General features: G+C 77.2%; 25 protein-coding genes. 15 read left to right on the top strand and 10 right to left on the bottom strand.

Features of this window, described 5'->3' with window-relative positions; translation table 11 throughout:
* The first annotated feature begins 65 nt into the window (after positions 1–65).
* From EDC03_RS07325 to murA, 6 genes are all read left to right on the top strand, one after another.
* Positions 66–986, top strand: coding sequence for a F0F1 ATP synthase subunit gamma (locus tag EDC03_RS07325; protein WP_123379539.1), 921 nt, complete (start codon positions 66–68; stop codon positions 984–986).
* A gap of 98 nt (positions 987–1,084) precedes the next feature.
* Positions 1,085–2,548, top strand: coding sequence for a F0F1 ATP synthase subunit beta (gene atpD, locus EDC03_RS07320; RefSeq protein WP_123379538.1), 1,464 nt, complete (start codon positions 1,085–1,087; stop codon positions 2,546–2,548).
* Complete coding sequence (locus EDC03_RS07315; protein ID WP_123379537.1) at positions 2,548–2,832, top strand: F0F1 ATP synthase subunit epsilon; 285 nt, start codon at positions 2,548–2,550, stop codon at positions 2,830–2,832. The genes atpD and EDC03_RS07315 overlap by 1 nt, the downstream gene beginning before the upstream one ends.
* 19 nt (positions 2,833–2,851) lie before the next feature.
* A complete protein-coding gene (locus EDC03_RS07310) occupies positions 2,852–3,283 on the top strand; it encodes a DUF2550 domain-containing protein (protein WP_199720019.1) in 432 nt (143 codons plus the stop codon).
* Between the two features lie 95 nt (positions 3,284–3,378).
* Positions 3,379–5,361 carry a M13 family metallopeptidase gene (locus EDC03_RS07305; RefSeq protein ID WP_123379536.1) on the top strand — a complete coding sequence of 661 codons (1,983 nt, stop codon included), beginning with the start codon at positions 3,379–3,381 and terminating at the stop codon, positions 5,359–5,361.
* Positions 5,362–5,390: 29 nt separating this feature from the next.
* Positions 5,391–6,692 carry a UDP-N-acetylglucosamine 1-carboxyvinyltransferase gene (gene murA, locus EDC03_RS07300; RefSeq protein ID WP_123379723.1) on the top strand — a complete coding sequence of 434 codons (1,302 nt, stop codon included), beginning with the start codon at positions 5,391–5,393 and terminating at the stop codon, positions 6,690–6,692.
* A gap of 28 nt (positions 6,693–6,720) precedes the next feature.
* Here murA and EDC03_RS07295 read toward each other — a convergent pair whose 3' ends face one another.
* Positions 6,721–7,044, bottom strand: coding sequence for a hypothetical protein (locus EDC03_RS07295; protein WP_241967081.1), 324 nt, complete (start codon positions 7,042–7,044; stop codon positions 6,721–6,723).
* A gap of 119 nt (positions 7,045–7,163) precedes the next feature.
* On the opposite strand from EDC03_RS07295, the gene EDC03_RS18145 reads away from it, so the two are divergent.
* On the top strand, positions 7,164–9,203 hold the full coding sequence (locus EDC03_RS18145; RefSeq protein WP_123379535.1) for a Na+/H+ antiporter: 2,040 nt from the start codon (positions 7,164–7,166) through the stop codon (positions 9,201–9,203).
* A 53-nt stretch (positions 9,204–9,256) separates the two neighbouring features.
* On the opposite strand, the gene EDC03_RS07285 is transcribed toward EDC03_RS18145, so the two are convergent.
* Positions 9,257–9,694, bottom strand: a complete 438-nt coding sequence (locus EDC03_RS07285) for an organic hydroperoxide resistance protein (protein ID WP_123379534.1) — start codon at positions 9,692–9,694, stop codon at positions 9,257–9,259.
* A gap of 89 nt (positions 9,695–9,783) precedes the next feature.
* Positions 9,784–10,479: an endonuclease NucS gene (gene nucS / locus EDC03_RS07280; protein ID WP_123379533.1), complete on the bottom strand. Its 696-nt coding sequence runs from the start codon at positions 10,477–10,479 to the stop codon at positions 9,784–9,786.
* 254 nt (positions 10,480–10,733) lie between these two features.
* Between nucS and EDC03_RS07275 the strand changes: the two genes are divergently transcribed.
* Positions 10,734–11,069, top strand: coding sequence for a hypothetical protein (locus tag EDC03_RS07275; protein WP_241967080.1), 336 nt, complete (start codon positions 10,734–10,736; stop codon positions 11,067–11,069).
* A 16-nt stretch (positions 11,070–11,085) separates the two neighbouring features.
* Here EDC03_RS07275 and EDC03_RS07270 read toward each other — a convergent pair whose 3' ends face one another.
* Together EDC03_RS07270 and mce are read right to left on the bottom strand one after the other, a co-directional pair.
* Complete coding sequence (locus EDC03_RS07270) at positions 11,086–12,393, bottom strand: AI-2E family transporter (RefSeq protein WP_123379531.1); 1,308 nt, start codon at positions 12,391–12,393, stop codon at positions 11,086–11,088.
* Positions 12,390–12,935 (bottom strand): methylmalonyl-CoA epimerase, encoded by a 546-nt coding sequence (mce, locus tag EDC03_RS07265; protein ID WP_123379530.1) that lies wholly within the window; start codon positions 12,933–12,935, stop codon positions 12,390–12,392. The genes EDC03_RS07270 and mce overlap by 4 nt, the downstream gene beginning before the upstream one ends.
* 184 nt (positions 12,936–13,119) lie before the next feature.
* Between mce and EDC03_RS07260 the strand changes: the two genes are divergently transcribed.
* From EDC03_RS07260 to EDC03_RS07245, 4 genes are all read left to right on the top strand, one after another.
* Positions 13,120–13,455 carry a thiamine-binding protein gene (locus EDC03_RS07260; protein WP_123379529.1) on the top strand — a complete coding sequence of 112 codons (336 nt, stop codon included), beginning with the start codon at positions 13,120–13,122 and terminating at the stop codon, positions 13,453–13,455.
* Between the two features lie 110 nt (positions 13,456–13,565).
* Positions 13,566–14,417: a hypothetical protein gene (locus EDC03_RS07255; protein WP_123379528.1), complete on the top strand. Its 852-nt coding sequence runs from the start codon at positions 13,566–13,568 to the stop codon at positions 14,415–14,417.
* A complete protein-coding gene (locus EDC03_RS07250; protein WP_123379527.1) occupies positions 14,414–15,478 on the top strand; it encodes a hypothetical protein in 1,065 nt (354 codons plus the stop codon). The genes EDC03_RS07255 and EDC03_RS07250 overlap by 4 nt, the downstream gene beginning before the upstream one ends.
* Positions 15,479–15,678: 200 nt before the next feature.
* Positions 15,679–16,659, top strand: a complete 981-nt coding sequence (locus EDC03_RS07245) for a tetratricopeptide repeat protein (RefSeq protein WP_123379526.1) — start codon at positions 15,679–15,681, stop codon at positions 16,657–16,659.
* A gap of 99 nt (positions 16,660–16,758) precedes the next feature.
* Here the strand turns inward: EDC03_RS07245 and glpK are convergent, their stop codons facing one another.
* From glpK to EDC03_RS07225, 4 genes are all read right to left on the bottom strand, one after another.
* Positions 16,759–18,291: a glycerol kinase GlpK gene (gene glpK, locus EDC03_RS07240; protein ID WP_123379525.1), complete on the bottom strand. Its 1,533-nt coding sequence runs from the start codon at positions 18,289–18,291 to the stop codon at positions 16,759–16,761.
* Positions 18,292–18,356: 65 nt separating this feature from the next.
* Entirely contained in the window at positions 18,357–19,097 is a 741-nt protein-coding gene (locus EDC03_RS07235) for an MIP/aquaporin family protein (protein WP_123379524.1), read from the bottom strand.
* Between the two features lie 70 nt (positions 19,098–19,167).
* Positions 19,168–20,562 (bottom strand): MFS transporter, encoded by a 1,395-nt coding sequence (locus tag EDC03_RS07230; protein ID WP_123379523.1) that lies wholly within the window; start codon positions 20,560–20,562, stop codon positions 19,168–19,170.
* Positions 20,563–20,669: 107 nt separating this feature from the next.
* Complete coding sequence (locus EDC03_RS07225) at positions 20,670–22,526, bottom strand: glycerol-3-phosphate dehydrogenase/oxidase (protein WP_123379522.1); 1,857 nt, start codon at positions 22,524–22,526, stop codon at positions 20,670–20,672.
* A gap of 181 nt (positions 22,527–22,707) precedes the next feature.
* Between EDC03_RS07225 and EDC03_RS07220 the strand changes: the two genes are divergently transcribed.
* The 3 genes from EDC03_RS07220 to EDC03_RS07210 all read left to right on the top strand — a co-directional run bounded on the left by EDC03_RS07220 (position 22,708) and on the right by EDC03_RS07210 (position 24,957).
* Positions 22,708–23,658: a sugar-binding transcriptional regulator gene (locus tag EDC03_RS07220; RefSeq protein WP_199720018.1), complete on the top strand. Its 951-nt coding sequence runs from the start codon at positions 22,708–22,710 to the stop codon at positions 23,656–23,658.
* A 170-nt stretch (positions 23,659–23,828) separates the two neighbouring features.
* Positions 23,829–24,359: a CGNR zinc finger domain-containing protein gene (locus EDC03_RS07215; RefSeq protein WP_123379521.1), complete on the top strand. Its 531-nt coding sequence runs from the start codon at positions 23,829–23,831 to the stop codon at positions 24,357–24,359.
* A gap of 112 nt (positions 24,360–24,471) precedes the next feature.
* Positions 24,472–24,957, top strand: coding sequence for a VOC family protein (locus EDC03_RS07210; protein ID WP_123379520.1), 486 nt, complete (start codon positions 24,472–24,474; stop codon positions 24,955–24,957).
* 60 nt (positions 24,958–25,017) lie between these two features.
* On the opposite strand, the gene EDC03_RS07205 is transcribed toward EDC03_RS07210, so the two are convergent.
* On the bottom strand, positions 25,018–25,785 hold the full coding sequence (locus EDC03_RS07205) for an NUDIX domain-containing protein (protein WP_158674230.1): 768 nt from the start codon (positions 25,783–25,785) through the stop codon (positions 25,018–25,020).
* Positions 25,786–25,788 lie beyond the last annotated feature (3 nt).

The raw sequence follows: 25,788 nt of genomic DNA, 5'->3' as shown, positions 1-25,788 counted from the left end.
CCGGCCGTCGCCCCCGGGTGACGGCGGGCGCGGGGCACCACCCACCACGCAGGAGGAGCAGGACCGTGGCAGGCCAGCAGAGGGTCTACAAGCAGCGGATCGGGTCGACGAAGTCGATGCAGCAGATCTTCCGCGCCATGGAGCTCATCGCGACGTCCCGCATCACGAAGGCGCGGCAGGCGGTGGCGGCGTCGACGCCGTACTCGCGCGCCATCACGCGGGCCGTGTCGGCGGTGGCCACGTACTCCGACGCGGACCACCCGCTGACGACGGAGCGCGCCGAGGTCCGCCGCTCGGCGGTGCTCGTCGTCACGAGCGACCGCGGCATGGCCGGCGCCTACTCGGCCAGCGTGCTGCGCGAGGCCGAACGGCTCGTCGTGCGGCTGCGCGAGGAGGGCGTCGAGCCCGTCCTCTACGTCGTCGGGCGCAAGGGCAGCGCCTACTACCGCTTCCGCCGGCGGGACGTGGCCCAGGAGTGGGCGGGCTTCTCCGAGTCGCCGCGCTTCGACGACGCCCGCGAGATCGGCGAGACGCTCGTCGAGCAGTTCGTCCGCAGCTCCTCCCCGGAGGACGGCGGCGCGCCCGGCGTCGACGAGATCCACGTCGTGTCGACGCAGTTCGTCAGCATGGTGACGCAGGTGCCGCAGGTGAACCGCCTGCTGCCGCTCGAGGTCGTCGAGGGCGTCGAGCCCCCGAGCGGCGACGAGCTGCTCCCGCTGTACGAGTTCGAGCCCTCGCCCGACCGCGTGCTCGACGCGCTGCTGCCCCGCTACATCGCCAGCCGCATCCACAACGCGCTGCTGCAGGCGGCCGCCAGCGAGCACGCCGCCCGCCAGCGCGCGATGAAGACGGCCGGTGACAACGCCGAGGACCTCGTGAAGATGTACACGCGGCTGGCCAACCAGGCCCGCCAGGCGGCCATCACCCAGGAGATCACCGAGATCGTCGGCGGCGCCGACGCCCTCGCCGGGGCCTCCCCCTCCTGACCCACCGCCGGCGGCACCCGCCGCCGGCCCCCGACGCGCCCGGCCTGCCGGGCACCCAGCCCCAGCGCCACCGGCCCGGCCGAAGGAGAGCACCGCACATGACCGCCACCGCCACCGAGACCCAGGGCACCGCACCGACCGGCGGCACCGGTCGGGTCAGCCGCGTCATCGGGCCCGTCGTCGACGTCGAGTTCCCGCCGGACGCGATCCCGGAGATCAACAACGCGCTGTCGATCAGCTACGACCTCTCGGGCGAGCGCACGTCGATGACGCTCGAGGTCGCCCAGCACCTCGGCGACGGCCTCGTCCGCGCCATCGCCCTCAAGCCGTCCGACGGCCTCGTCCGCGGCACCGAGGTGCAGGACACCGGCGCGCCGATCAGCGTCCCGGTCGGCGACGTGACCCTCGGCCACGTCTTCGACGTCACCGGCAACGTCCTCAACCTCGAGGAGGGCGAGCGGCTCGAGATCACCGAGCGCTGGCCCATCCACCGCCAGGCGCCGGCCTTCGACCAGCTCGAGTCGAAGACCCAGATGTTCGAGACCGGCATCAAGTCGATCGACCTCCTCACCCCCTACGTCCAGGGCGGGAAGATCGGCCTCTTCGGCGGTGCGGGCGTCGGCAAGACCGTCCTCATCCAGGAGATGATCCAGCGCGTCGCCCAGAACCACGGCGGGGTGTCGGTCTTCGCCGGCGTGGGGGAGCGGACCCGCGAGGGCAACGACCTCATCGGCGAGATGGCCGAGGCCGGCGTCTTCGACAAGACGGCCCTCGTCTTCGGCCAGATGGACGAGCCGCCGGGCACCCGCCTCCGCGTGGCGCTCTCGGCGCTGACGATGGCGGAGTACTTCCGCGACGTGCAGAAGCAGGACGTCCTCCTCTTCATCGACAACATCTTCCGCTTCACGCAGGCCGGCTCCGAGGTCTCGACGCTGCTGGGCCGCATGCCCTCGGCCGTCGGCTACCAGCCGAACCTGGCCGACGAGATGGGCGTGCTCCAGGAGCGCATCACCTCGACGCGCGGCCACTCGATCACCTCGCTGCAGGCGATCTACGTGCCGGCGGACGACTACACCGACCCCGCGCCGGCGACGACGTTCGCCCACCTCGACGCCACGACGGAGCTGTCCCGCGAGATCGCCTCGCGCGGCCTCTACCCGGCGATCGACCCGCTGACGTCGACCTCCCGCATCCTCGACCCGCAGTACATCTCGCGGGAGCACTACGAGACGGCGACCGCGGTCAAGCAGATCCTCCAGCGCAACAAGGAGCTGCAGGACATCATCGCCATCCTCGGCGTCGACGAGCTCTCCGAGGACGACAAGGTCATCGTGAGCCGCGCCCGGCGCATCCAGCAGTTCCTCTCCCAGAACACGTACATGGCGGAGAAGTTCACGGGCGTCGTCGGCTCGACCGTGCCGCTCGACGAGACCGTCGAGTCCTTCAAGCGGATCACCGAGGGCAAGTACGACCAGGTGGCCGAGCAGGCGTTCTTCAACGTCGGTGGCATCGAGGACGTCGAGCGCAACTGGGCCCGCATCCAGAAGGAGACCGGCGCCTGATGGCCGCCCTCCACGTGGAGCTCGTCTCCGCCGAGCGGCAGGTGTGGGCCGGCGGCGCGTCGCGCCTGTCGGTGCGCACCGTCGAGGGGGAGCTCGGCGTCATGCCGGGCCACGAGCCGCTGCTCGCCGTCCTCGCGGACGGCGAGGTGCGCATCACGGCCACGGAGGGCGAGTCGCTGACCGCCGTGGTCAGCGGCGGCTTCGTCTCCGTCGACCACGACCGGGCCGTCGTCGTGGCCGAGGACGTCGACGTGCAGGGAGCCGCCGGCTCCGCCTCGCGCTGAGGCAGCCGGGGCGGCGGGCGTGGACGAGCTCCTGGGTCCCCTCGCCGTCGCCCTGCTCGTGCTCGTCGTCCTCGTGGCCGGCGTGCTGTCCGTCTCGCTGAGGCGCCGGGTGCTCACCCGGCGCCTCGGCGGCTTCGACTGCTCCGCGCGCCGGGACGACGGCCGGTGGGTGCTGGGCGTCGCCGGGTTCCGCGGCGACTGCATGGCCTGGTACCGGGTCTTCCGCCCCGACGTGCGCGCCGGCCGCACGTGGGACCGGCGCGAGGTCGAGGTCGTCGCGCGGCGTCCCCCCTCGGGCGCCGAGGCCTTCGCCGTCCTCCCCGACGCCGTCGTCGTGGAGTGCCGGCACCGCGGCGAGCACCTCGAGCTCGCCATGGACGGGGAGGCCTACACCGCCTTCGCGTCCTGGCTCGAGAGCTCCCCGCCGGGGTACCGCAGCGACGTCGCCTGACCCGCTGCGCCGCACGGGCCCCCGCCCGTCCCCTCGTCCGGCGGGCCCGGCGGCGCCCGGGCCGTCGTCGGCCGTCCCGCGTAGGGTCGCGAGCCATGACGACGTCGGACCGGACCCTGGTCGAGAGCTCGGACGAGACGCCGGGGCGCCCGGCCGTGCCGGACGCGGTGCGTCCGCAGGACGACCTCTTCCGCGCCGTCAACGGCGACTGGCTCGGCTCCGCGCGGATCGCCCCCGACCGGTCGGTCGCCGGGGTCTTCGTCGACCTGCGCGACGAGGCCGAGGAGGCCGTCCGGCGCATCTGCGAGGACGCGCGCGCCGCCGGTGACCAGGGCGGCCCCGTGGAGCGCCTCGTGGGCGACCTCTACGCCAGCTTCCTCGACGAGGACGCCGTCGAGGCCGCGGGCACGTCGCCGCTCGAGGGCCCGCTCGCCCGGGTCGCGGCCGTCGAGGACGTCGAGGGGCTCCTCCACCTGCTCGGCGAGCTCGACCGCGCGGGAGCCGGCGGCCTCCTGGGGCTGTCCGTCGACACCGACCTCGGCGACCCCGACCGCTACCTGCCCTACCTCGGCCAGGGCGGGCTCGGCCTGCCGGACGAGGCGTACTACCGCGAGGAGCAGCACGCGGAGGTCCTCGCGGCCTACCCGGCGCACGTCGAGGCGATGCTGCGCCTGGCCGGGGTGCCGGACGCCGCGGTGACGGCGTCCGCCGTCGTCGACCTGGAGCGGGAGCTCGCCGCGGCCCACTGGGACCGCGTCCGCCGCCGCGACGTGCAGCAGATGTACAACCTCCTCGACGCCGAGGGCCTGCGGGCGCTCGCGCCGGACCTGCCCTGGTCGGCGTGGCTGGAGGGGCTGGGCGCCCCGGCCACGCTGCTCGACGAGGTCGTCGTCGCGCAGCCGTCCTTCGTCACCGCCCTGGGCGACCTGCTCGTGGTCGACCGCCTCCCGGCGTGGCGGGCCTGGCTCACGTGGCGCGTCGTCCACGCCACCGGGCCCTACCTGACGCCCGACCTCGTCGAGGAGGGCTTCGCCTTCTACGGCCGCCGGCTCTCCGGCGCCGAGCAGATGCGCGAGCGGTGGAAGCGCGGCGTCGCCCTCGTCGAGGGCGGGGTGGGGGAGGCCGTCGGCCGCATCTACGTGGAGCGGCACTTCCCGCCGGAGGCCAAGGCGCAGGTGCAGGCCCTCGTGGACCGGCTCGTCGAGGCGTACGCGCAGGAGATCGCGGGGCTGGCGTGGATGAGCGCCGGCACCCGCGAGCGGGCCCTGGAGAAGCTGCACCTCTTCACGCCGAAGGTCGGCTACCCGGACCGCTGGAAGAGCTACGACGGCCTCGTCGTCGACCGCACCGACCTCGTCGGGAACGTCCGCCGCGTCACGGCCCACGAGACCGACCGCGAGCTCGCCAAGGTCGGTGCGCCCGTGGACCGGTCGGAGTGGTTCATGACGCCGCAGACGGTCAACGCGTACTTCAACCCGGGGCTCAACGAGATCGTCTTCCCGGCCGCCATCCTGCAGCCGCCGTTCTTCGACCCGGCGGCGCCCGACGCCGTCAACTACGGCGCCATCGGCGCGGTCATCGGCCACGAGATCGGCCACGGGTTCGACGACCAGGGCTCCCGCTTCGACGGGCGCGGCCGGCTCACCGACTGGTGGACGGCCGAGGACCGCGAGGCCTTCGACGCGCTGACGCAGCGCCTCGTCGCCCAGTACGACGTCCTCGAGCCGGCGCAGACGCCCGGGCGCACCGTCAACGGCGCGCTGACGGTCGGCGAGAACATCGGCGACCTCGGCGGCCTGGGCATCGCGCTCGTCGCGCTGCGGCTGGCGGCGGGCGCCGAGGGCCGCGAGGTGGACGGCGCCGGGGTGCGGGAGGCGCTGACGGCCTGGGCCACGGCGTGGCGGGCCGTCGCGCGGCCGGAGGAGCGGCTGCGCCGTCTCGCGACGGACCCGCACTCGCCGGAGGAGTTCCGCTGCAACCAGGTGGTGCGCAACCTCGACGAGTTCCACACCGCCTTCGGCACCCGGCCCGGCGACGGCATGTGGATGGAGCCCGCGGAGCGCGTGCGGATCTGGTGACGCCGGCGGCCGCACCTACGCTGCCCGGCGTGGAGCGGATCATCGTCACCGGCGGCACCGTCCTCGACGGGACGGCCGATGTCCCGGGGGCGAAGAACAGCGTCCTCAAGCTCATGGCGGCCTCGCTGCTCGCGGAGGGGCGCACCGTCCTCGAGGGCGTGCCGACCATCGTCGACGTCCGGATCATGGCCGAGCTGCTGCGGCGGCTGGGGGCCGAGGTCGAGCACGACGCCGCGAGCCGCACCTGCGTCGTGGACGTCCCGGCCGAGGTCGGGCACCGCGCCGACTACGAGCTCGTCCGCGCCATGCGCGCCTCCATCAGCGTCCTCGGCCCGCTGACGGCGCGGCTGGGGCGGGCCGACGTCGCGGTGCCCGGCGGCGACGCCATCGGCTCCCGCGGCCTCGACCTGCACGTCGAGGGGCTGCGGGCCATGGGCGCCGAGGTCCACGTCGACCACGGCTACCTCGTCACGCAGGCGCCGCCCGGGGGCCTGCACGGCGCGGACGTGCACCTCGCCTTCCCCAGCGTGGGGGCCACGGAGAACCTCCTCATGGCCGCGACGCTCGCCGACGGCCGGACGACGCTGCAGGGCGTCGCCCGCGAGCCCGAGATCGACGACCTCGTCGACCTCCTCGTCGCCATGGGCGCCCAGGTCGGGGGGCGGGGCACGTCCCGCCTCGTCGTCGACGGCGTCCGCCGGCTCGGCGCGGTGCGCCACACCGTCGTGCCGGACCGCGTCGTGGCCGGCACGTGGGCCTACGCCGCGGCCGTCACGGGCGGGCGCGTCCACGTGCGGGGCGGCCGCCTGGAGCATCTCGGGATGGTCGCCGACAAGCTGCGCGCCGCGGGCGCGGAGGTGGACGCCGTGGCCGACGGCTTCGTCGTCCGCGGGCCGCGGCGGCCGCGGGCGGTCGACGTCGCCACGCTGCCCTACCCGGGCTTCCCCACGGACCTGCAGCCCTTCGCCCTCGCGCTCGCCGCGCTGGCGGACGGCAGCGGTGTCCTCACCGAGAACCTCTTCGAGGCGCGCTTCCGCTTCGCCCACGAGCTCGAGCGGCTCGGCGCGGACCTCGTCGTCGACGGCAGCCACGTCCTCGTCCGCGGCCGGCCCTCGCTGTCGGGAGCCCCGGTGGAGGCCAGCGACATCCGCGCCGGCGCGGCGCTCGTCGTCGCCGGGCTGCGCGCCGAGGGCACGACGGAGGTGCACGGCGTCGCGCACGTCGACCGCGGCTACGAGGACGTCGTCGCGTCGCTGCGCGGCCTCGGCGCCGACGTCCGCCGGGACGTGGCCGCCGTCCCCGACGAGCGCCTCGGCGGCGTCCTGGGCTGAGCCGGGCCGCGGCCCCCGGGCGCGGGCCTCAGGGGCGGCGCAGCACCGCCCGGGCCACCTCGGCGTCGCGGGGGAACACGAGGACGCGCGGGCCCTCCGTCGTGGGCGCCAGCGTGGCGCGCAGGCCCTCGTCCTCGAGGCGACGGCGCAGCACCTCCGCCTCGACGAAGGTGGCCGGCTCGGCGACGGCGACGAGGAGGCCGTAGTCCTCCGGTGCGCCCTGCCGGGCCCGGCCGGGCACGAGGGAGCGGCCGCGGGCCCAGGTCCAGCGCAGCAGCAGCGCGAGGACGCCGACGGCGACGAAGGCCATCAGCGGCCCGAAGAGCACCTGGTAGGCGGCCCACACGTCCACCCGCGCAGTGTGCGCCCCCGAGGGCCGGGCGGCGGCGCGGGGCCCGCCCGACGGCGCCGCCGGGGCCGCGGAGGTGGCGCCGGTCACGGCTGGGGCCCGGCCGGGCGCAGGATGGCGGCGTGGAGACCGCCCTCGAGCTCGTCGTCCTCGCCGCCGTCGTCGTGGGCGTGGAGCTCCTCGTCCGGCGCACGGGCGGGTCGACGCCGCTCGTGCTCGTCGTCGTCGGCGTCGTCGGCTCCTACCTGCCCTTCGTGCCGACCGTCGTGCTCGACCCCGAGCTCGTCCTCGTCGGCCTGCTGCCGCCGCTGCTCTACGCCGCCGCGCAGGGCACGTCGCTCCTCGACGTCCGCCACCACCTCAAGGCGATCTCCCTGCTGTCGGTGGGGCTCGTGCTCGTCACCGCCGTCGTCGTCGGCGTCGTCGTCCACCTGCTCCTGCCCGTGCCGCTGGCGGTGGGCCTGGCGCTCGGCGCCGTCGTCGCGCCGCCGGACGCGGTGGCCGCGACCGCCGTGGCCCGGCGCGTCGGGCTGCCGCGGGCGGTCGTCACCGTCCTCGAGGGGGAGAGCCTCGTCAACGACGCGACGGCGCTCGTGCTGCTGCGCACGGCGCTCGCGGCGGCCGCGCTCGCGACGGCGGGCGGGACGGCCGCCGCCGAGGGGCTCGACGCGGTGGGCATCGGCGCGGACCTGCTCCTGGCCGCCGGCGGGGGCGTCGCGGTCGGCGTCGTCGTCGCCTCGGTCGCGGGGCGGGTCCGCCGTCGGCTCGACGACGCGGTGCTCGACACCACGCTGTCCTTCACGGCGCCCTTCGTCGCGTACCTGCCGGCGGAGGAGCTGGGTGCCTCGGGCGTCCTCGCCGTCGTCGTCACCGGCCTGCTGCTCGCCCACCGCGCGCCGCGGCAGCAGGGGGCGCGCGCCCGCATCGCCGAGCGGCTGACGTGGCGGACCGTCCGCTTCCTCCTCGAGGGCGGCGTCTTCGTCCTCATCGGGCTGCAGGCGTCCGACGTCGTGGGCGGGGCCTTCGGCACGGCGGGCGGCGTGGGGCCCGCACGGGCGCTCGGCGTGGCCGGGGCGGTGCTCGGCGTGGTCGTCGTCGTGCGGCTCGTCTACGTCGCGGTGGTGCTGCCGCTCGCGGGGCTGCACGCCGGCCGGAGCACACGCGGGAGCGGTGACCGCGTCTCGCGCCGGGGCCTCGTCGTCGTCGGCTGGGCGGGCATGCGCGGCGTCGTCACGCTGGCCGCGGCCGCCTCGCTGCCGGAGGGGACGCCCGAGCGGGAGGTGCTCGTGCTGACCGCCCTCGTCGTCGTCGCGGGGACCCTCGTGCTCCAGGGCCTCACGCTGCCGCCGCTCGTGCGGCGCCTCGGGCTCGGGGCGCCGGACCCCGCCCACGACGCGCTCCTGACGGCCACGGTGCTCGAGCGGCTGCGGTACGCCGCGGAGGAACGGCTCGACGGCGCGCGCCGGGCCGGGGACGGGGACGACGTCGTCGAGGAGCTGCGGCGGCGCGTCGTCGGCCGCAGCGAGCGGGCCTGGGAGCGGCTGGGACGCGGGCCGGACGGCGCGGGCGGCTCGGTGGGTCCCGGCGAGCGCGAGCGCACGTGGGTGCGGCTGCGGCGGCAGATGCTGCAGGCCGAGCGCGAGGAGCTGCTCCGGGTCCGGGACGAGGGCCTCGCGCCCGACGAGGTGCTGCGCCGGGTGCTCGGCCAGCTGGACGTCGAGGAGTCGCTGCTCGTCGCCGGGGACGAGGAGGCCGACCCGCCGGACGAGGACGCGGCGGACGACGTCGAGCGCGGTCTCGCCGGGGCGCCGCGGCCGCCCGGTGGCGAGCCGCCGCCGACCGCCGTCGCCGCCACGGGGCGGGCGGACCTGCTCCGTGCCGGGCCGGCGGGCGACGACGGCGCCCCCTGCGACCACCTGCGGGCCGCGCCCGCGGCCCGCGGCGAGGTGCTCGCGGACGGCTGCGACGGGTGCCTCCCGCTCGGCGAGCACGGCTGGGTGGCGCTCCGCCGCTGCCTTACGTGCGGCTTCACGGGCTGCTGCGACTCCTCGCCGCACCGCCACGCCCGGGCGCACGCCGGGCAGGAGCGGCACCCCGTCGCCCGCAGCGCCGAGCCGGGCGAGGCCTGGCGCTGGTGCTACCCCGACGAGCTGCTCGGCTGACACGCCGACGCCCCGCCCCCCGGTGGGGACGGGGCGTCGGGCGGGCGGGGAGGTCAGCCCGCGAGGGCGGTGATCGTCACCGGGACGTTGCCCGCGATCGCCTTGGAGTACGGGCAGAGCTGGTGGGTGCGGTCGGCCAGGCGCTGGGCGGCCTCGACGTCGAGCCCCGGCACGCGGACCGTGAGCGCCGCGGTGATGGCGTAGCTCTCGCCCTCCGGGCCGAGACCGACCTCGGCGCGCACCTCGGCGGCGCTCGCGTCGACGCCCTGCTCCTTGCCGGCCAGGCCCAGGGCGCCGGTGAAGCACGCGGCGTAGCCGGCGGCGAAGAGCTGCTCGGGGTTGGTGCCGGTCCCCGGCCCGCCGGTCTCCTTGGGGGCGTTGAGCCGGACGTCGAGGACGCCGTCCTCTGAGACGGCCCGGCCGTCCTTGCGGCCGCCGCTGGACGTGACGGCGGCGGTGTACACGATCTTCGAGGGCGTCTTCTCGCTCATGCCCGGGCCAGCGAGGCCCCCGCCCGCGGCATTCCCGTGGTCCCCGGCCCCGGGCGTGGCGCCGGCCGCGGGCCCGGGCCGGGCCGCGGTCAGAAGAGCCGTGTCGTCGGGTCGTCGACCCCGCGCATCGCGTCGTAGTCGAGGACGACGCAGCGGATGCCCCGGTCCTCGGCCAGCACCCGGGCCTGCGGCCGGATCTCCTGCGCCGCGAAGACGCCGGCGACGGGCGCGAGCAGGGGGTCGCGGTTGAGCAGCTCGAGGTAGCGGGTCAGCTGCTCGACGCCGTCGATGTCGCCGCGCCGCTTGATCTCCACGGCGACGACGAGCCCGGCCGCGTCCTTGCAGAGGATGTCGACGGGCCCGATGGCCGTCGGGTACTCGCGGCGCACGAGGGTGTGGCCCGCGCCGAGCTCCTCGATCTGCTCGGCCAGCAGCCGCTGCAGGTGCGCCTCCACGCCGTCCTTGACGAGGCCCGGGTCGACGCCGAGGTCGACGCTCGTGTCCGAGAGGACCTCGTGGACGGCGACGAGGAGCTGGTCGTCGGTCTTCGTGCTCGCCACCCGCCACGTCTCGACCGCGCCGGCGTCGGCGTGGGGACCCTCGGCGGGCGCCGTCGTGAGCGTGCAGGGCGGGCTCATCCAGTTGAGCGGCTTGTACGAGCCGCCGTCGGAGTGCACGAGGACGCTGCCGTCCGCCTTGACCATGAGCAGGCGCGTGGCCAGCGGCAGGTGGGCGGTCAGCCGTCCCACGTAGTCCACGGAGCACCGGGCGACGACGAGCCTCACGGGCGGCGACCCTAGCCGCCCGGGCCGGGCGTCCCCGCCGGCCCCGTGACGCCGACCCCGTGACGCCGACCCCGTGACGCCGTCCCCGTGACGCCGTCCCCGTGACGCCGTCCCCGTGACGCCGTCCCCGTGACGCCGTCCCCGTGACGCCGTCCCCGTGACGCCGTCCCCGTCGTCCCGCCCGCCGCCGCCCGTCCCGGCCGTCCGGCCCTCCGCCGGCGGCGGTCCCCGGCGCGGTGGGCCACGATGGGGCCGTGCCCCGCAGCAACCGTCCCCGCCGCGGCGGCCGCCCCCTCGGCCGCGACGCCCCCGCGGGACCCGCCCGCCCGCTGGGCGGGGGGCTGCGACGGGTCGAGGAGCACCCGGACGGGGAGTGGGTCGTCCAGCGCGTCACCGGCGGCGGCCCGGCGGCCCTCGAGGGCCGCTCCTACCGCTGCCCCGGCTGCGACCAGCTCGTCCCGGGCGGCGTGCCGCACGTCGTCGCGTGGCCGGCGGACGGCCTGCTCGGCGCGGAGGCCGCGCTCGCCGACCGGCGCCACTGGCACGGCGCCTGCTGGGACCGCCGCGCGACCCGCGGTCCGCGCCGCTGAGGCGCCGGGGCCGCGGTCAGCTGCGGTCCTGCCGCGGCACGACGACCTCCTGGACGACGAGCAGGACGCCGGCGGCCAGGGGGATGGCGACGAGGGCCCCCAGCAGGCCCAGCAGCGAGCCGCCCGCGAGGGCGGCGACGAGGGCCACGGCGCCCGGCACCGAGACGGTGCGCTGCATGATCCGCGGCGCGAGGACGTAGTTCTCCAGCTGCTGGTAGACGAGGTAGTAGACGGCCACGACGAGCGCGAGCCACGGCGAGGTGGCCAGGGCGACGACCGCGACGACGACGGCGCCGAGCGTCGCCCCGATGAGCGGGATGACGCCGAGCAGGCCGACCGTCACCGCGAGGACGATGGCGTAGGGCAGGTCGAGGACGAGGACCAGCACGTAGGTGAGGACGCCGTTGAGGGTCGCCAGCGAGAGCTGCCCGATGACGTACCCGCCGATCCGGCGGCTGATCTCGTCGCCGAGCAGCTGCACCCGGCGCCGGCGCGAGGCGGGCACCAGCCGGTACCCGGCGGCGCGGGCGGCCCGCAGCGAGGCCAGCAGGTAGAGCGTCAGCACGAGCACGGTGAGGGTCGACACGACGCCGGAGACGACGGCCTGGCCCGCGCCGAGCAGCCCGCCCGCGAGGACCTGCAGGCCGTCGCCCGTCGTCAGCGCCTCCGTCACCTCGGCGCTCACCCGGCCGACGACGTCGTAGCGCTCGTCGAGGTCGAGGAACCACTGCTGGCCCTGGATGTCGGCGACCGTGTCCGGGACCGCCTGGACGAGCTCGGCGGCCTGCTCCACGAGCACCGGGATGACGGCGGCGACGAAGGACCCGACGAGCACGAGGAGCCCGCCGAAGACGGCGACGATGCCCGCCGGTCGCGGCAGCCCCCGCCGTTCCAGGGCGTCGACGACGGGCTCGAGCGCCAGGGCGAGGAAGAAGGCGATGAGGACGAACGTGATGACCTGCGCGAGCTCGGTGACCGCGCGCGCGAGCAGGAGCGCGACGAGGACGCCGACGGCCCCGACGAAGCCGAGGTAGAAGGGGTGGGACCGGTTGAAGGCGGTCCCCAGCGGCCCGAAGGGCCCCTCCGCCTCGTCGGGGCGCGGGGCCGCCAGGCCGGGCGCGGGCGGCGGGGGCGGCGGCGGGGCGTGCGCCAGGACGTCGTCGAGGGTCTCGTCGTGCGGGGGCGGCGCGACCGTGCGGGCCTCCCGCGCCGCCCGCAGCGCCCGCCGCCACCGGGGGACCCGACGCGGCCGGCGGCCGGCGGGCGGCGGGGGAGGCGTGCCGTCGTCGGGGACGTCGGGGACGCCGTCGGGGGAGGGGCTCACGCCGGCGCCCCGGCGTCGCGGCCGTCCCGGGCGTCCCCGGCGTCCGAGGCGTCCGGGGCGTCGGGGACGTGCTCGACGAGCTCGACGAGCACCCCGCCCGCGTCGGCCGGGTGGACGAAGGCGACGCGGCTGCCGGCCGTCCCCGTGCGCACGGCCGGGGGGAGGACCCGCAGCCCCGCGGCCGTGAGGGCGGCGGTGGCGGCGGCGACGTCGCGCACGCGGTAGGCGACCTGCTGGAGCCCGGGCCCGCGGCGGTCGAGGAAGCGGGCGACGGGCGAGCCGGCACCGGTCGGGGCGAGCAGCTGGACGCGGGGGCCGTCGTCGAGCGGCCCGACGACGAGCATCACCTCGTGGACGCCCTGCTCCTCGTTGGTCTCCTCGTGGACGACCCGCATCCCCAGCACCCGGACGTGGAGGTCGAGGGCCGCGGCGAGGTCGGCCGTGGCCACGCCGACGTGGTCGAGGCCGAGCAGCTGCGGCGCGGGCCCGCCGCCCAGGACGTCCGCCACGGCAGGGCGTGCCGCCCCGTCCTCGGTGCTCATGCGGGGAACCTAGGGCCACGGCGAGGGGGGTGCGCAGGCGCCCGGCCGCCGGGCAGGTGCGGCCCCGTGAGGGCCCTGCGACGGCCCGGGGACGTCCCGGCGACCGCCCCCGCGCCGTCCCGGACGACGGGCCCTGGTCACGGGACGGTCACGAGCACCCCCGTCGCGCGGGTACCGTGGACGGGTGCTCGTCGCCTTCTCCGTCGCCCCGCAGGCCGGTGACTCCCTCGCGGGAGCCGTCGCCGCGGCCGTGCGGGTCGTGCGGGAGAGCGGGCTGCCGAACCGGACCGACGCGATGTTCACGACGGTCGAGGGCAGCTGGGACGAGGTCATGGACGTCGTCCGCCGCGCCACCGAGGCGGTCGGGCAGCACGCCGGCCCCGACGCCCGCCTCTCCCTCGTGCTGAAGGCGGACATCCGCCCCGGCCGCTCGGGCGAGCTCCAGGGCAAGGTCGACCGCCTCGAGGCGGCCGTCGTCGAGGCGGCCCCCGGGCCGACCTCCGCCCCCGGCGCCCCGTAGCGCCCCTCCCGCCCCACGGCTCGCTGGGGGCACGGGCCCCGGCCGAGCGGCCGGGGCCCCGTCGTGCGCCCGCGCACGGCCGGCCACCGTCCCCGACCGACAGGACCCCCGTGCCCCACCCCACCCCGCCCGCCGACGGCACCGCCGACCGGGCCCCCGAGGAGAACCCCGACGGGACCCCCGGCCGGCCGGCCGCCCCCTGGCCCGCGCCGGCCGCTGCCGCCCCCGAGGCCCCCCGGGCCGCCGGCCCCGTCCGCCCGCGGCGCGGCGCCGTCGTCGCCGGGGTCGTCGCGACGGCCCTGCTGGCCGTCCTCGGCCTCACCGCCCTCGGTCTCGGCGTCGCCGCCCGCACGGTGTGGCTGCCGTCGGCCACGGTCTCGGCCACCGCCGTCACCGGCGCCGCCGACGACGGCACCCGCGTCCTCGTCACCGCCCCGGGCGTCCTCGAGACGCGCCCCGGCCCCGTCACGGTGACCGCGACCGCCGCCGACCGCCCCGTCACCCTCGTCCTCGCCCGCGAGGTCGACGCCATGGCGTGGCTGGACGGCGTGCCGACGACCGTCGTCGGGGGCCTCGAGCAGCCCGCCGAGGGCGAGGCCGCGACGTCCCTCGCCGTCACCCCGCCGGCCACGCCCGACGCCGGGGAGCCCGCGCTGCCCGAGCCCGCGACCTCGGACCTGTGGACCCAGGTCGCCACGGGGGAGGGCTCGGCGTCCTTCGAGCTCGCCCCGCCGGAGGGCCGCTGGGTCGTCCTCGCGGCGACCGACGGGACGGCGCCCGCCCCGGACGAGCTGACGCTCACCTGGCCGCAGGAGCAGGTCGCCGGCCCGGAGGCCGCCCCGCTCGTGGCCGGGGGCGTCGCCGCCCTCGTGCTCGCGCTGGTCCTCGCCGTCGTCACCGCCCTGGCGTCCCGCCGCCGCCGCCGCGCCCTGGCCGCGGCCGCCCCCGAGGAGACCCGATGAGCCGCGCCGTCCGTCGTCCCGCCGCCCTCGGCGTCGCCGGGGTCCTCGCCCTCGGGCTGGCCTCCTGCGCCGCCGAGCCCGTGCCGCAGCCGCGGCCGCAGGCCGTCGAGGGTCCCGTGGCGGCGCTCACGGCCGACCGCGCCGACGTCGTGCGCGCCGAGGTGTCCGAGGCGCTCGCCGCCGCCGACGCCGCCCGCGACGCCGCCCTCCTCGAGCCGCGCGTGACGGGCGCCGCCGCCGAGCTGCGTCTCGCGCGCTACCGGCTGCAGGGTGTCGTGGGCGGCTCGCCCGCCCCCGCCCCGGTCGGCGGCGAGGTGCTGCGCGACGTCGTCCCCGCCGTGGCCACGCCGGGCGCGGAGGAGGGCGCCGTGCCCGCCGACGCCGTCGACCCGTCGGCCGCCGCCGGCACCTTCCCCCGCACCTGGGCGACGGTGACCCAGGCCGAGGGCCAGCAGCAGCCGCAGCTGTCCGTGCTCGTCCAGGACGACGCGCGCAGCCCCTACCGGCTCGTCGCGACGGCGGGGCTCCTGCCGGGCGCCGTCGTGCCCGGCACCGCCACGGGCGACGCGGGCACGCCGGCCGTCGACCCCGCCGCGCTCGTGCTCCCGCCCGCCGACGCCGTCGCCGCCTACGCGGCCGCCCTCGGGACCCCGGCCGCGGACGCCGGGGACGCTGCCGCGGCCGTGGCCGACGACGCCTTCCGCCAGGTCGTCTCGGCCGAGGAGACGGAGGCCGACGCCCTCGACTTCTTCGACTGGTCCGTGACCCGCGCCGTGCGGGAGGGCTCGGTCGTGTCCGTCGCCACCGGCGACGGCGGCGCCCTCGTCCTCGGGCTGCTCGACACCGAGCGGGTCCAGCAGCTCGAGCCCGGCTCGGAGGGCGCCCTCCTGCGCCTGCCGGCCGACGAGGCCGCGCTCGCGGGGGCGGGGGAGGCCGGGGAGCGCACGTCGACGACGTGGGTCGAGGCCGTCGCCCTCGTCGTCCCGCCCGCCGACGCCGAGGACACGCAGGTGCGTGCCGTCGCGGCCGACCGCGTGCTGGTGGCCGCCGAGGCCTCCTGACCCGACCGCCGGGCCGCCCGGCCGGTCCGCGCCCCGCCCGCCCCGGGCCGTGGGCGGAGGCCGGTCGTGGCAGCATCGGCGCCGGTCCGCCGCCGCCGACCGCGTCCGCCCGCCCGTCCCCGGGCCGGGCCGCGGGGCCGCGACGGCCCGCCCGCACCGGCACGCACCGCGTGCCGCACCACCGACGGAAGGCGACACCCATGAGCCAGCGCAGCGGCCGACCCCGCCCGGGCGGCGCCCCCGCCGGGCCGGGCTTCGACGTGCGGGGGGCCGTGGACCTCTCCGGCCTCGGCCGCCCGGCGCCCGCGCCCGCCGCGGCGGGCCCGGCGGGCGGCGGCGGCGCCGAGGGCGGGGCGTCCGGCCTCGTCGTCGCGGTGACGGAGGCGAACTTCCGCGAGGTCGTCGAGGGCTCGACGTCGGTGCCCGTCGTCGTCGTCCTGTCCTCGCCCCGCGCGCAGGGCGCCGCCGACCTCGCCGCCGACCTGCGGGCGGCGGTGGCCGCCGACGCCGGCCGCTGGCTGCTCGCCGAGGTGGACGCCGACGCGAGCCCGCAGATCGCCGCGGCCTTCCAGGTGCAGACGGTGCCGGCCGTCCTCGCCCTCGTGGCCGGCCAGCCCGTGCCCCTCTTCCAGGGGGTGCTGCCGGCCGAGCAGGTGCGCCAGTACCTCGACGCGCTGCTCGACCTGGCCCAGCGCCAGGGCGTCACGGGCCGCCTCGACGGCGGGGCCGGCGACGGCGCGGAGGACGAGGGCCCCATCGAGCCGCCGCTGCCGCCGCTGCACCAGGAGGCGTACGACGCCATCGAGCGCGACGACCTCGACGCGGCCGCGGACGCCTACCGGCGGGCGCTCGCGGAGGCCCCGGCCGACGAGGACGCCCGCCTCGGCCTGGCGCAGGTCGAGCTGCTGCGCCGCACGAGCGGCGTCGACCTGCAGCAGGCGCGGGCCGCGGCCGCCGCGGACGCCGCCGACGTCGACGCGGCCCTGCTCGTCGCGGACCTCGACGTCCTCGGCGGCCACGTCGAGGACGCCTTCCGCCGGCTCGTCGCGACGGTGCGCGCCACGTCCGGCGACGAGCGCGACCGCGTCCGCGTCCGCCTCGTCGAGCTCTTCGAGGTCGTCGGCGCGGCCGACCCGCGTGTCGTCGCCGCCCGCCGCGCCCTCGCGTCCGCGCTCTTCTGACCGCCCTCCCCGGGGCCCCGGGGACGCCGCAGGGCCCCGCACCTCGGGAGGTGCGGGGCCCTGCGGCGTCGGGGCCGACGTCAGGGACGTCGGCCCGCGTCAGCGCACGTCGTCGTCGACCCAGTCGAACGTGCGGGTGACGGCCTTCTTCCACAGGCGCAGCACGCGCTCGCGCTCGGCCTCCTCCATCTGGGGCTCCCACCGCTTGTCCTCGGCCCAGTTGGCGCGCACCTCGTCGAGGTCGGACCAGAAGCCGACGGCCAGGCCGGCCGCGTAGGCCGCGCCGAGCGCCGTCGTCTCGGCGACGACGGGGCGCACCACGGGCACGCCGAGGACGTCCGCCTGGAACTGCATGAGCAGGTCGTTGACGACCATGCCGCCGTCGACGCGCAGCTCCGTCAGGGGCACGCCGGAGTCGGCGTCCGCGGCGTCCAGGACCTCGCGGGTCTGGAAGGCGGTGGCCTCCAGCGCGGCCCGCGCGATGTGCGCCTTCGTGACGTAGCGCGTGAGGCCGACCACGGCGCCGCGCGCGTCGCCGCGCCAGTACGGGGCGAAGAGGCCGGAGAACGCCGGGACGACGTACACGCCGCCGTTGTCCTCGACCGAGCCCGCGAGGGCCTCGATCTCCGAGGCGGAGGAGACGAGCCCGAGGTTGTCGCGCAGCCACTGCACGAGGGAGCCGGTGACGGCGATGGCCCCCTCGAGGGCGTACACGGGCTTCGCGTCGCCGAGGCGGTACGCCATCGTCGTGAGGAGCCCGTTGTCGCTGAAGACGAGGTCCTCGCCGGTGTTGACGATGAGGAAGTTGCCGGTGCCGTAGGTGTTCTTGGCCTCGCCGGGCGAGAAGGCCGCCTGGCCGAAGGTGGCCGCCTGCTGGTCGCCGAGGATGCCGGCGATCGGCGTCTCGCGGAGCAGGCTCGACGCCCGGACGGTGCCGTAGACCTCGGACGACGAGCGGATCTCCGGGAGCATCGCCCGGGGGATGTCCATGGCGGCGAGGACGTCGTCGTCCCACTGCAGCGTGCGCAGGTCCATGAAGAGGGTGCGCGAGGCGTTGGTGACGTCGGTGAGGTGGACGCCGCCGTCGGTGCCGCCGGTGAGGTTCCACAGCACCCACGAGTCGGTGGTGCCGAAGAGGAGGTCGCCCGCCTCGGCCCGCTCGCGGGCGCCCTCGACGTTCTCGAGGACCCACATGATCTTCGTGCCGGCGAAGTACGGGTTGAGCGGGAGCCCGCAGACCTGGCGGAAGCGGTCGACGCCGCCGTCGGCCGCGAGCCGGTCGACGATCGGCTGGGTGCGCACGTCCTGCCAGACGATGGCGTTGTAGACCGGCTCGCCGGTGTTCTTGTCCCAGACGACGGTCGTCTCGCGCTGGTTGGTGATGCCGACCGCGGCCACGTCGTGCCGGGTGATGTCGGCGCGGGACAGGGCCTGGCCGATGACCTCCCGGGTGTTGCGCCAGATCTCGGCGGGGTCGTGCTCGACCCAGCCGGCGCGGGGGAAGATCTGCTCGTGCTCCAGCTGGCCGGTGGAGACGATGGTGCCCGCGTGGTCGAAGACGATGGCGCGGGTGCTCGTCGTGCCCTGGTCGATGGCGACGACGTAGCGGGCGCTGCTGGTGCTCTCGGTCATGGGACGTCGGTGTCCTTCCGGGACGGGGTTCTCGGTCGGGGCGGGGACTGCGGGCGGGCGGTGGCTCAGGAGAGGACGGGGAAGGCGTAGAAGACGACGCCGGCGAGGGCGCCGCCGATGACCGGGCCGACGACGGGCACCCAGGCGTACGCCCAGTCCGACCCGCCCTTGCCCGGGATGGGGAGCAGCGCGTGCGCGATGCGCGGGCCGAGGTCGCGGGCCGGGTTGATGGCGTAGCCCGTGGGCCCGCCGAGGGAGGCGCCGATGCCGACGACGAGCAGGGCGACGGGGATCGCGCCGAGCGCGGCGGGGGTGCGGCCGAAGAGGAGGATGACGAGGACGAGCACGAACGTCGCGATCACCTCGGTGAGGACGTTCCACGGGTAGCTGCGGATCTCGGGACCGGTGGAGAAGACCGCCAGCTTGAGCGAGCCGTCCTCGGTCGCGTCGAAGTGCTTCTTGTACGCCAGCCAGCAGACGACGGCGCCGAGGAAGCCGCCGATCATCTCCGCGGAGAAGTACACGAGGGTGCTGCCCAGCGTGGCCTCGACGCCGGGGGCGTAGTCGCTGCCGGACACGAGGAGGCCGATGGTGACGGCCGGGTTGAGGTGCGCGCCCGAGGCGTACGCCACGTAGACGCCGGCGAAGACCGCGAGGCCCCAGCCGAAGTTGATGAACAGGGGGCCGCCGGCGAAGCCCTTGGTCCGGGCGAGCAGGGCGTTCGCGACCACGCCGCAGCCGAGCAGCGTGAGCGTCGCGGTGCCCAGCACCTCGGACAGGAAGACGTCGGCCAGGGACGGTGCCATGGGGTTCCTCTCGTGACGACGGTGTCAGGGTCGGGGTCGGGGTCGGTGGGTGCGGGCGGACCGGCCGGGGTCAGGTCGTGGGCGTCGCGGCCCGACGGGCGCGGAGCGCCGTCTCGTCGCGGCCCACGAGGAGCAGGAAGCCGACGGCCACGGCGACGCCGACGAGGATCAGCACGAAGGTCGTGTCCCACCCGAAGGCGGTGACCGACAGGCCGATGCCGGTGCTGGCGAGGGTGGCGCCGAGCACGTAGCCGAAGAGCCCGGTGAAGCCGGCGGCGGTGCCCGCGACGTGCCGCGGGCTGAGGTCGAGGGCCTGCAGGCCGATGAGCATGACGGGCCCGTAGATGAGGCCGCCGATGACGACGAGCGCCGCGTAGGAGACCCACAGCGGCCCGTCGACGGGGGACAGCCAGTAGACGGCGACGGCCGCGGCGACGCCGCCGAGGAAGAGGACGCCGGCGGGGGTCCGACGACCACGGAACACGCGGTCGCTCACCCACCCGCAGAGCAGCGTGCCCGGGATGCCCGCGAGCTCGAAGAGCGAGAACCCCGCGATGCCCTCGCCCAGGCTCGCGCCGCGCACGTCCGCGAGGTAGACGGGGGCCCACACGAGGACGCCGTAGCGGAGCATGTAGACGAAGACGTTGGCGAGCGCGAGGTTGACCATCGTCCGGTTGCGGAGCACGTGCCGGCGGACGACCTGCCAGCTGCTGAGCCCGGCGTCCTCAGCCTCGGTGTCGACGGGGGCGGGGTCGGAGCGGTGCTCCTCGATCCGCGGGAGGCCGACGGCCTCGGGGCGGTCGCGCAGCAGCACGTAGGCGACGACGGCGAGGACGAGGCAGACGAGCGCGGGGAACCAGAAGGCGGCGCGGTAGCCGCCGAACCAGGCGACGGCCAGGCCGGCCAGCGCGCCCGAGCCGGCGCCGCCGACGTTGTGCGCGACGTTCCACAGCGCCGTGCGGCGCCCGCGCTCGCCGGTCGAGAACCAGTGGACGAGGACGCGGCCGCTGGGCGGCCACCCCATGCCCTGGAACCAGCCGTTGACGACCATGACGACCGCGAGCAGCGCCACGCTCGCCGAGACGGCCGGGACGAGGCCCACGACGAGGTTGGCGACGGCGGACAGCGCCAGCCCGACCGGCAGGAACAACCGGGCGTCGCTGCGGTCGGACACCATGGCGGAGAGGAACTTCGACAGCCCGTAGGCGACGAGGACGGCGTTGGTGATGATGCCGAGCCCGACGGCGGAGAAGCCCTGCTCGTCGCGCAGCAGGGTCGCGACGAGCGGGACGTTGTTGCGGATGAGGTAGTACGCGGCGTAGCCGATGAAGATGCCCGCGAAGACCTGGACGCGCAGCCGCGGGTAGCGGCGGGCGACCTCGTCGTCGGGCAGGCGCGGCGCCGGGTGCGGCGCGGCGAGGGGGTTGCGGCGGCGGGTGGCGGCCGTGGGTCCTGCTGCGGTCATCGTCGACCTCTCTGGGTGGTGCAGCCCGGCGGGTCGCCGCCGGGCCGGGGCGCGGCCCCGTGGCGTGCCCGCCGCCTCTGGACGGGCACGCCACGGCGGTCCGCGGGTCAGGCCGCGGCGGGGCCCCCGGCGGACGTGACGGGCACGTCCGGGCGGATGTCCGGCGCCTCGAGGCGGCGGCGCTCGGCGGCGGCGTCGTCGTCCTCCACCTCGGCGGCGCGCTCGGCCTCGACGCGGGCGAGGTAGCTGGCGACCTCCTCCGCGACCTGCGCGGCGTCCCAGCCGAGCGGGCCGGCGAGGAGGTCGGCGACGGCGCGGGCGCTCGCCGTCCCCCGGTCGGCCTGCTCGTAGGAGAGCCGGGTGCGGCGGGTGAGGACGTCCTCGACGTGGAGGGCCCCCTCGTGCGTCGCGGCGTAGAGCGCCTCGACGCGGAGGTAGTGCTCCGCGCCCTCGAGGGGCTCGCCGAGGGAGGGGTCGGCGTCGACGAGCGCGAGCACCTCGTCGAGGAGCGAGCCGTAGCGGTGGAGCAGGTGCTCGACCCGCTCGACCGACCAGCCGCGCTCGGCCGCGATCCGGCTGCGCTGCGCCCAGCGGACGCCGTAGCCGTCGGCGCCCGCGAGCGGGAGGTCCGCCGTCAGCGACGGGCCGGCCGGGCGGTCGCCGGGGGCCGCGTCGGCCAGGGCGGCGTCGACGACGTCGCGGGCCATGACCCGGTACGTCGTGTACTTGCCGCCCGCCACGACCGTGAGGCCGGGGCGCAGGGTGGCCACGGTGTGCTCGCGCGACACCTTCGTGGTCGTCGTCGGGTCGCCGCCGCCCTTGCCGCCCTTCTCCCCGCCCTCGCCGGGCAGGTCGCCCTTCGCGGTCGGCTGGAGCAGCGGGCGCAGGCCCGTGTAGACGCCGATGACGTCGTCGCGCGAGAGCGGCCGGGAGAGCACGGCGTTCGCGTGGTCGAGGAGGTACTCGATGTCCTCGCTCGTGGCCACGGGGTGGTCCTTCTCGAGGTCCCACGGGGTGTCGGTCGTGCCGATGACCCAGTGCGTCTCCCACGGGATGACGAATAGGACGCTCTTCTCCGTGCGGAGGATGAGGCCGGACTCCCCGTCGACGGCCTCCTTCGGCACGATGATGTGCACGCCCTTGGAGGCGCGGACCTCGAGGCCGCGGGTGCGGAAGAGCTCCTGGATCTCGTCCGTCCAGACGCCCGTGGCGCCGACGACGTGTCGGGCGCGCACGGCGATCTCCTCGCCGGACTCCAGGTCGACGGCGCGCACGCCGACGACGCGCCCGCCCTCCTCGAGGTAGCCGACGACCTGCGTGCGGGCGGCCGCGAGGGCGCCGTGGCCGACGGCCGTGCGGACGAGCACGTGCACGAGGCGGGCGTCGTCGACCTTGGCGTCCCAGTACTGGATGGCGCCGACGGCGGCGTCGCGGCGGAAGTCGCGGAAGCGGCGGTGCAGGCCCTTGCGGGTCATGTGCCGGTGCAGCGGGACGGTGCGGCGGCCCTCGCCGCCGGTGCGGCCGAGCACGCCGGCCATGCCGTCGTAGAGCGCGATGCCGGCGCCGATGTAGAAGCGCTGCCACTGCTTCTCGAGCGGGAAGAGGAAGGGCACGGGGTGCACGAGGTGCGGGGCCAGCCGGTCGACGAGGAGCCCGCGCTCGCGGAGCGCCTCGTGGACGAGGTGGAAGTCGAGCATCTCGAGGTACCGCAGGCCGCCGTGGATGAGCTTGCTGGCGCGGCTCGAGGTGCCGGCCGCCCAGTCGCGCCGCTCGAGGACGCCGACCGTGAGGCCGCGGCTCGCCGCGTCCAGCGCCGCGCCGGCGCCCGTGACGCCGCCGCCGACGACGAGGACGTCGAGGGTCTCCGAGCGCATGCGCCGCAGCGCCTCGGTGCGGGAGGCGGGGGACAGGGCGGTGCTCGGGCCGACCTGCCGGCTGGTGGCCGTGGTGGTGCTCGTGCTCATGGGTGCCCTCCGTGCGGGCGACCTCGCCCGCTCGTCGTCGGGGAGGGCGCCCCGTCGGCGCCCTCGTCCGTGATCGCGACTCTGCTCCTCGACGGCCGACGGCGCCACCGCCTGCACGGACGTGCACACTGGCGTCCGAGATGCCCGGCGTCGCACCGGGTGTGCGGGACGAGGGGGAGCGGTGCCGGTCGACGACGACGACCTCGAGCGGGTGGCCCGCCGCTACTGGATCGACCGCGTCACCATGGACGTCGTCGCGCGGGAGGAGGGCGTCTCGCGCAGCACCGTCTCCCGGATGCTCGACGCGGCGCGTGCCCGGGGCATCGTCACGGTGACGGTCGCCCCCGTGCACGGACGTGCGCCGGCGCTGGCCGCCGCGCTCGGCGACCGCTTCGGGGTCGAGGCCGTCGTGGCCCCCGTCCCGGAGGGCGCGACCGAGCTCGCCCGGCTCGAGGCGGTGGCCGACGCGACGGCGGGGCTGCTCGGCGACCTCATGGGCAGCGGGCTCGTGCTCGGCGTCGCCTGGGGGACGACGACGAGCGCCGTCGCCCGCCACCTCGTGGCCCGCTCGACGGTCGACGCCCACGTCGTCCAGCTCAACGGCGCGGCCAACTCGCGCAGCACCGGGCTCGGCTACGCGGGGGAGGTCATCGACCGCTTCGGCGCCGCGTGGGGCGCCGAGGTGCACCAGTTCCCGGTGCCGGCCTTCTTCGACGCCGCCGCCACCCGGCGGGCGATGTGGCGCGAGCGGAGCGTCCAGGGCGTCCTCGCGCTGCAGCAGCGCTGCGACGTCGCGCTGTTCGGCGTCGGCGCCGTCGCCGGCGGCGTCCCGAGCCGCGTGTACACCGCGGGCTACCTCACCGACGCCGACCGGCTGTCCCTCGCGGAGGAGCACGTCGTCGGCGACGTCTGCACCGTCTTCCTGCGCGCGGACGGCAGCTGGCAGGGCGTGCCGCTCAACGCGCGCTCGAGCGGCCCGCCGCCGCCGGTGCTGCGCCGCATCCCCCGCCGCGTCTGCGCCGTGGCGGGCACGGGCAAGGTGCCCGCGCTGGCCGCCGCGCTCGCGGCCGGGCTCGTCACCGACCTCGTCGTCGACGGCTCGACCGCCCGTCGCCTCCTGTCCCACCGCTGAGGTCGACGGGCGGCGCCGCGACGGCGACGACGGCGCCGGCGGTGACGACCCGCCAGGTGCCGCAGCGGCACGCCTCGTAGGCGACGACACCGTCGGCCGTCGCGTGCCGGGACCGGACCTGCCAGGAGTGCTCCAGAGGTTCCACGCCGCCACCGTGGTGTCATGGGTCCGTGCACTTCAACCATGACGGCCGGGCGTCGGTCCGGCTGGCGGTCGACCTCGTCAACGCGCCGCCCGGCGGTCCGGCCGACCTGGCACGCCGCTGCGCCGCCGCGGGTCTCGTGCTCCCGGCGGCCGTCGACGACGCCGCGGTCGCCGGCGTCCGGGACGTGCTGGAGGGCGGCTGGCTCGCCGTCGTCGACGCGGCGGGGGAGGGGCGGGCGGCCGCGGTCAACGCGCTGCTCCGCCGCTGGACGGCCGCGCCGCGGATGACCGACCACGACGGCAGCGGGTGGCACCTGCACCACCACGGGGCCGTCGACGTCGTCGGCCAGGTGGCGGCCCTCGTGGCGGTGGGGACGGCGCTGCACCTCGTCGCCCGGGGCCCCGACCGGCTGGGACGCTGCGCCGCCGCGGGCTGCGAGAGGGTGTGGGCGGACCTGTCGCGGGCGGGCCGGCAGGAGTACTGCTCGGCCCGGTGCGGCAACCGCGCCGCCGTGGCCCGCTCCCGTGACCGCGCCCGCGCCCGGGCGGGCCGATGAGCCGCGGGCGCGGCGGCGGTCAGCCGTCCGGGCCGCCGCACCGGACGGGTACGCGGCGCCCCCGTCGGCACGAGCACCGTGACCGGCACGACAGCCACCACCGGGAGGACCGATGACCACCCCGACGCCCCGCAGGGTCACCCCCACGCTCTGGTTCGACGGCCGCGTCGAGGAGGCGGCGGAGCTCTACACCTCCGTCCTCCCCGGCTCGCGGGTCGTCGGCACGACGCTCGGCCCGGGCGGGGGCGTGCTGACCGTCGAGCTCGAGGTGGCCGGCCAGCCGCTCGTCCTGCTGGACGGGGGCCCGCACTTCCCGCCGACCGAGGCGTTCTCCCTGTCCGTCTCCTGCGCCGACGCCGCCGAGGTCGACCGCGTGTGGGACGCGCTGCTCGCCGGCGGGGGGACGGAGTCGCGGTGCGGCTGGCTCAAGGACCGCTTCGGCGTCTCGTGGCAGGTCGTGCCCGAGGGCCTCGGCGACGTGCTCGGCGACCCGGACCCGGGCCGGGCGCAGCGCGCCATGGCGGCGATGCTGCAGATGGGCAAGCTCGACCTCGCGGCGATGCGCCGCGCCGCGGACGGCGGGCCCGCCGAGGGCTGAGCCGAGGGCCGGGCCGAGGGCCGGGCCGAGGGCCGGGCCGACCGCCGCGCGGGTGGTGCGTCAGCGCCCGGGCCGGCCCTCGACGAGGAGGGCCGGCGCCGGGTCGTCGGCGTCGAGGACGGCCACCGCGGCGGCGACGCGGGCGGCGAGGCCGGGGCCCGTCCGGGCGCGGACCTCCGTGGGCGTGCACCAGGCGGCCTCGAGCACCTCGCCGTCGACGAAGGTGCACCGGCCGGGCAGGTCGTCGTCGTGGACGCCGCCGTCGAGCAGCGCGAGCAGCCGCCCGGGCCGGGAGGCGTCGCCGGGGCAGCGGTCGAGGACGAGCAGGCGCCCCACCGTCAGGTCGAGGCCCAGCTCCTCGCGGCCCTCGCGCGCGGCGGCCCCGCCGAGCGACTCGGCCGCCTCGACGAACCCGCCCGGCACCTCCCACGGCACCTTGTACGACGTCCGCAGGAGCAGGACCCGGCCGCGGTGGTCGCGCAGCACGAGCCCCGCCGCCAGCACCGAGGCGGGGAAGAGGGGCGTCAGCGCGGGGAGGGCGTCCGACGCCGGGTCCGGGTCGCCCGCCAGCCGCGCGACGAGGGCGACGTCGCGGCGCCGGCCGCCCACGAGGACGCCCCGCAGGACCCCCTCGCGGCGCAGGCCCGCCCGCGCCGCGGCCCACGCCAGGGCGTCGTCGTCGGCGTCGTGGGTGGCGACGACCCGCGCCGCCCCGCCGGCGAGGGCGGCGTCGACCCGGTCGCCCAGGCCGTCGGGCCCCGTGAGGTGCCCGAGCGCGACCTCGCCCGGGTCGCCGCCCGGCGGGGGCGTCGACCCGGGCGAGGTCACCGG

The sequence above is a fragment of the Pseudokineococcus lusitanus genome (genome assembly GCF_003751265.1).
Taxonomy (GTDB): domain Bacteria; phylum Actinomycetota; class Actinomycetes; order Actinomycetales; family Quadrisphaeraceae; genus Pseudokineococcus; species Pseudokineococcus lusitanus.
Note: the sequence above shows the minus strand (reverse complement) of the source record. Positions and strands in the feature narration are given on the sequence as shown.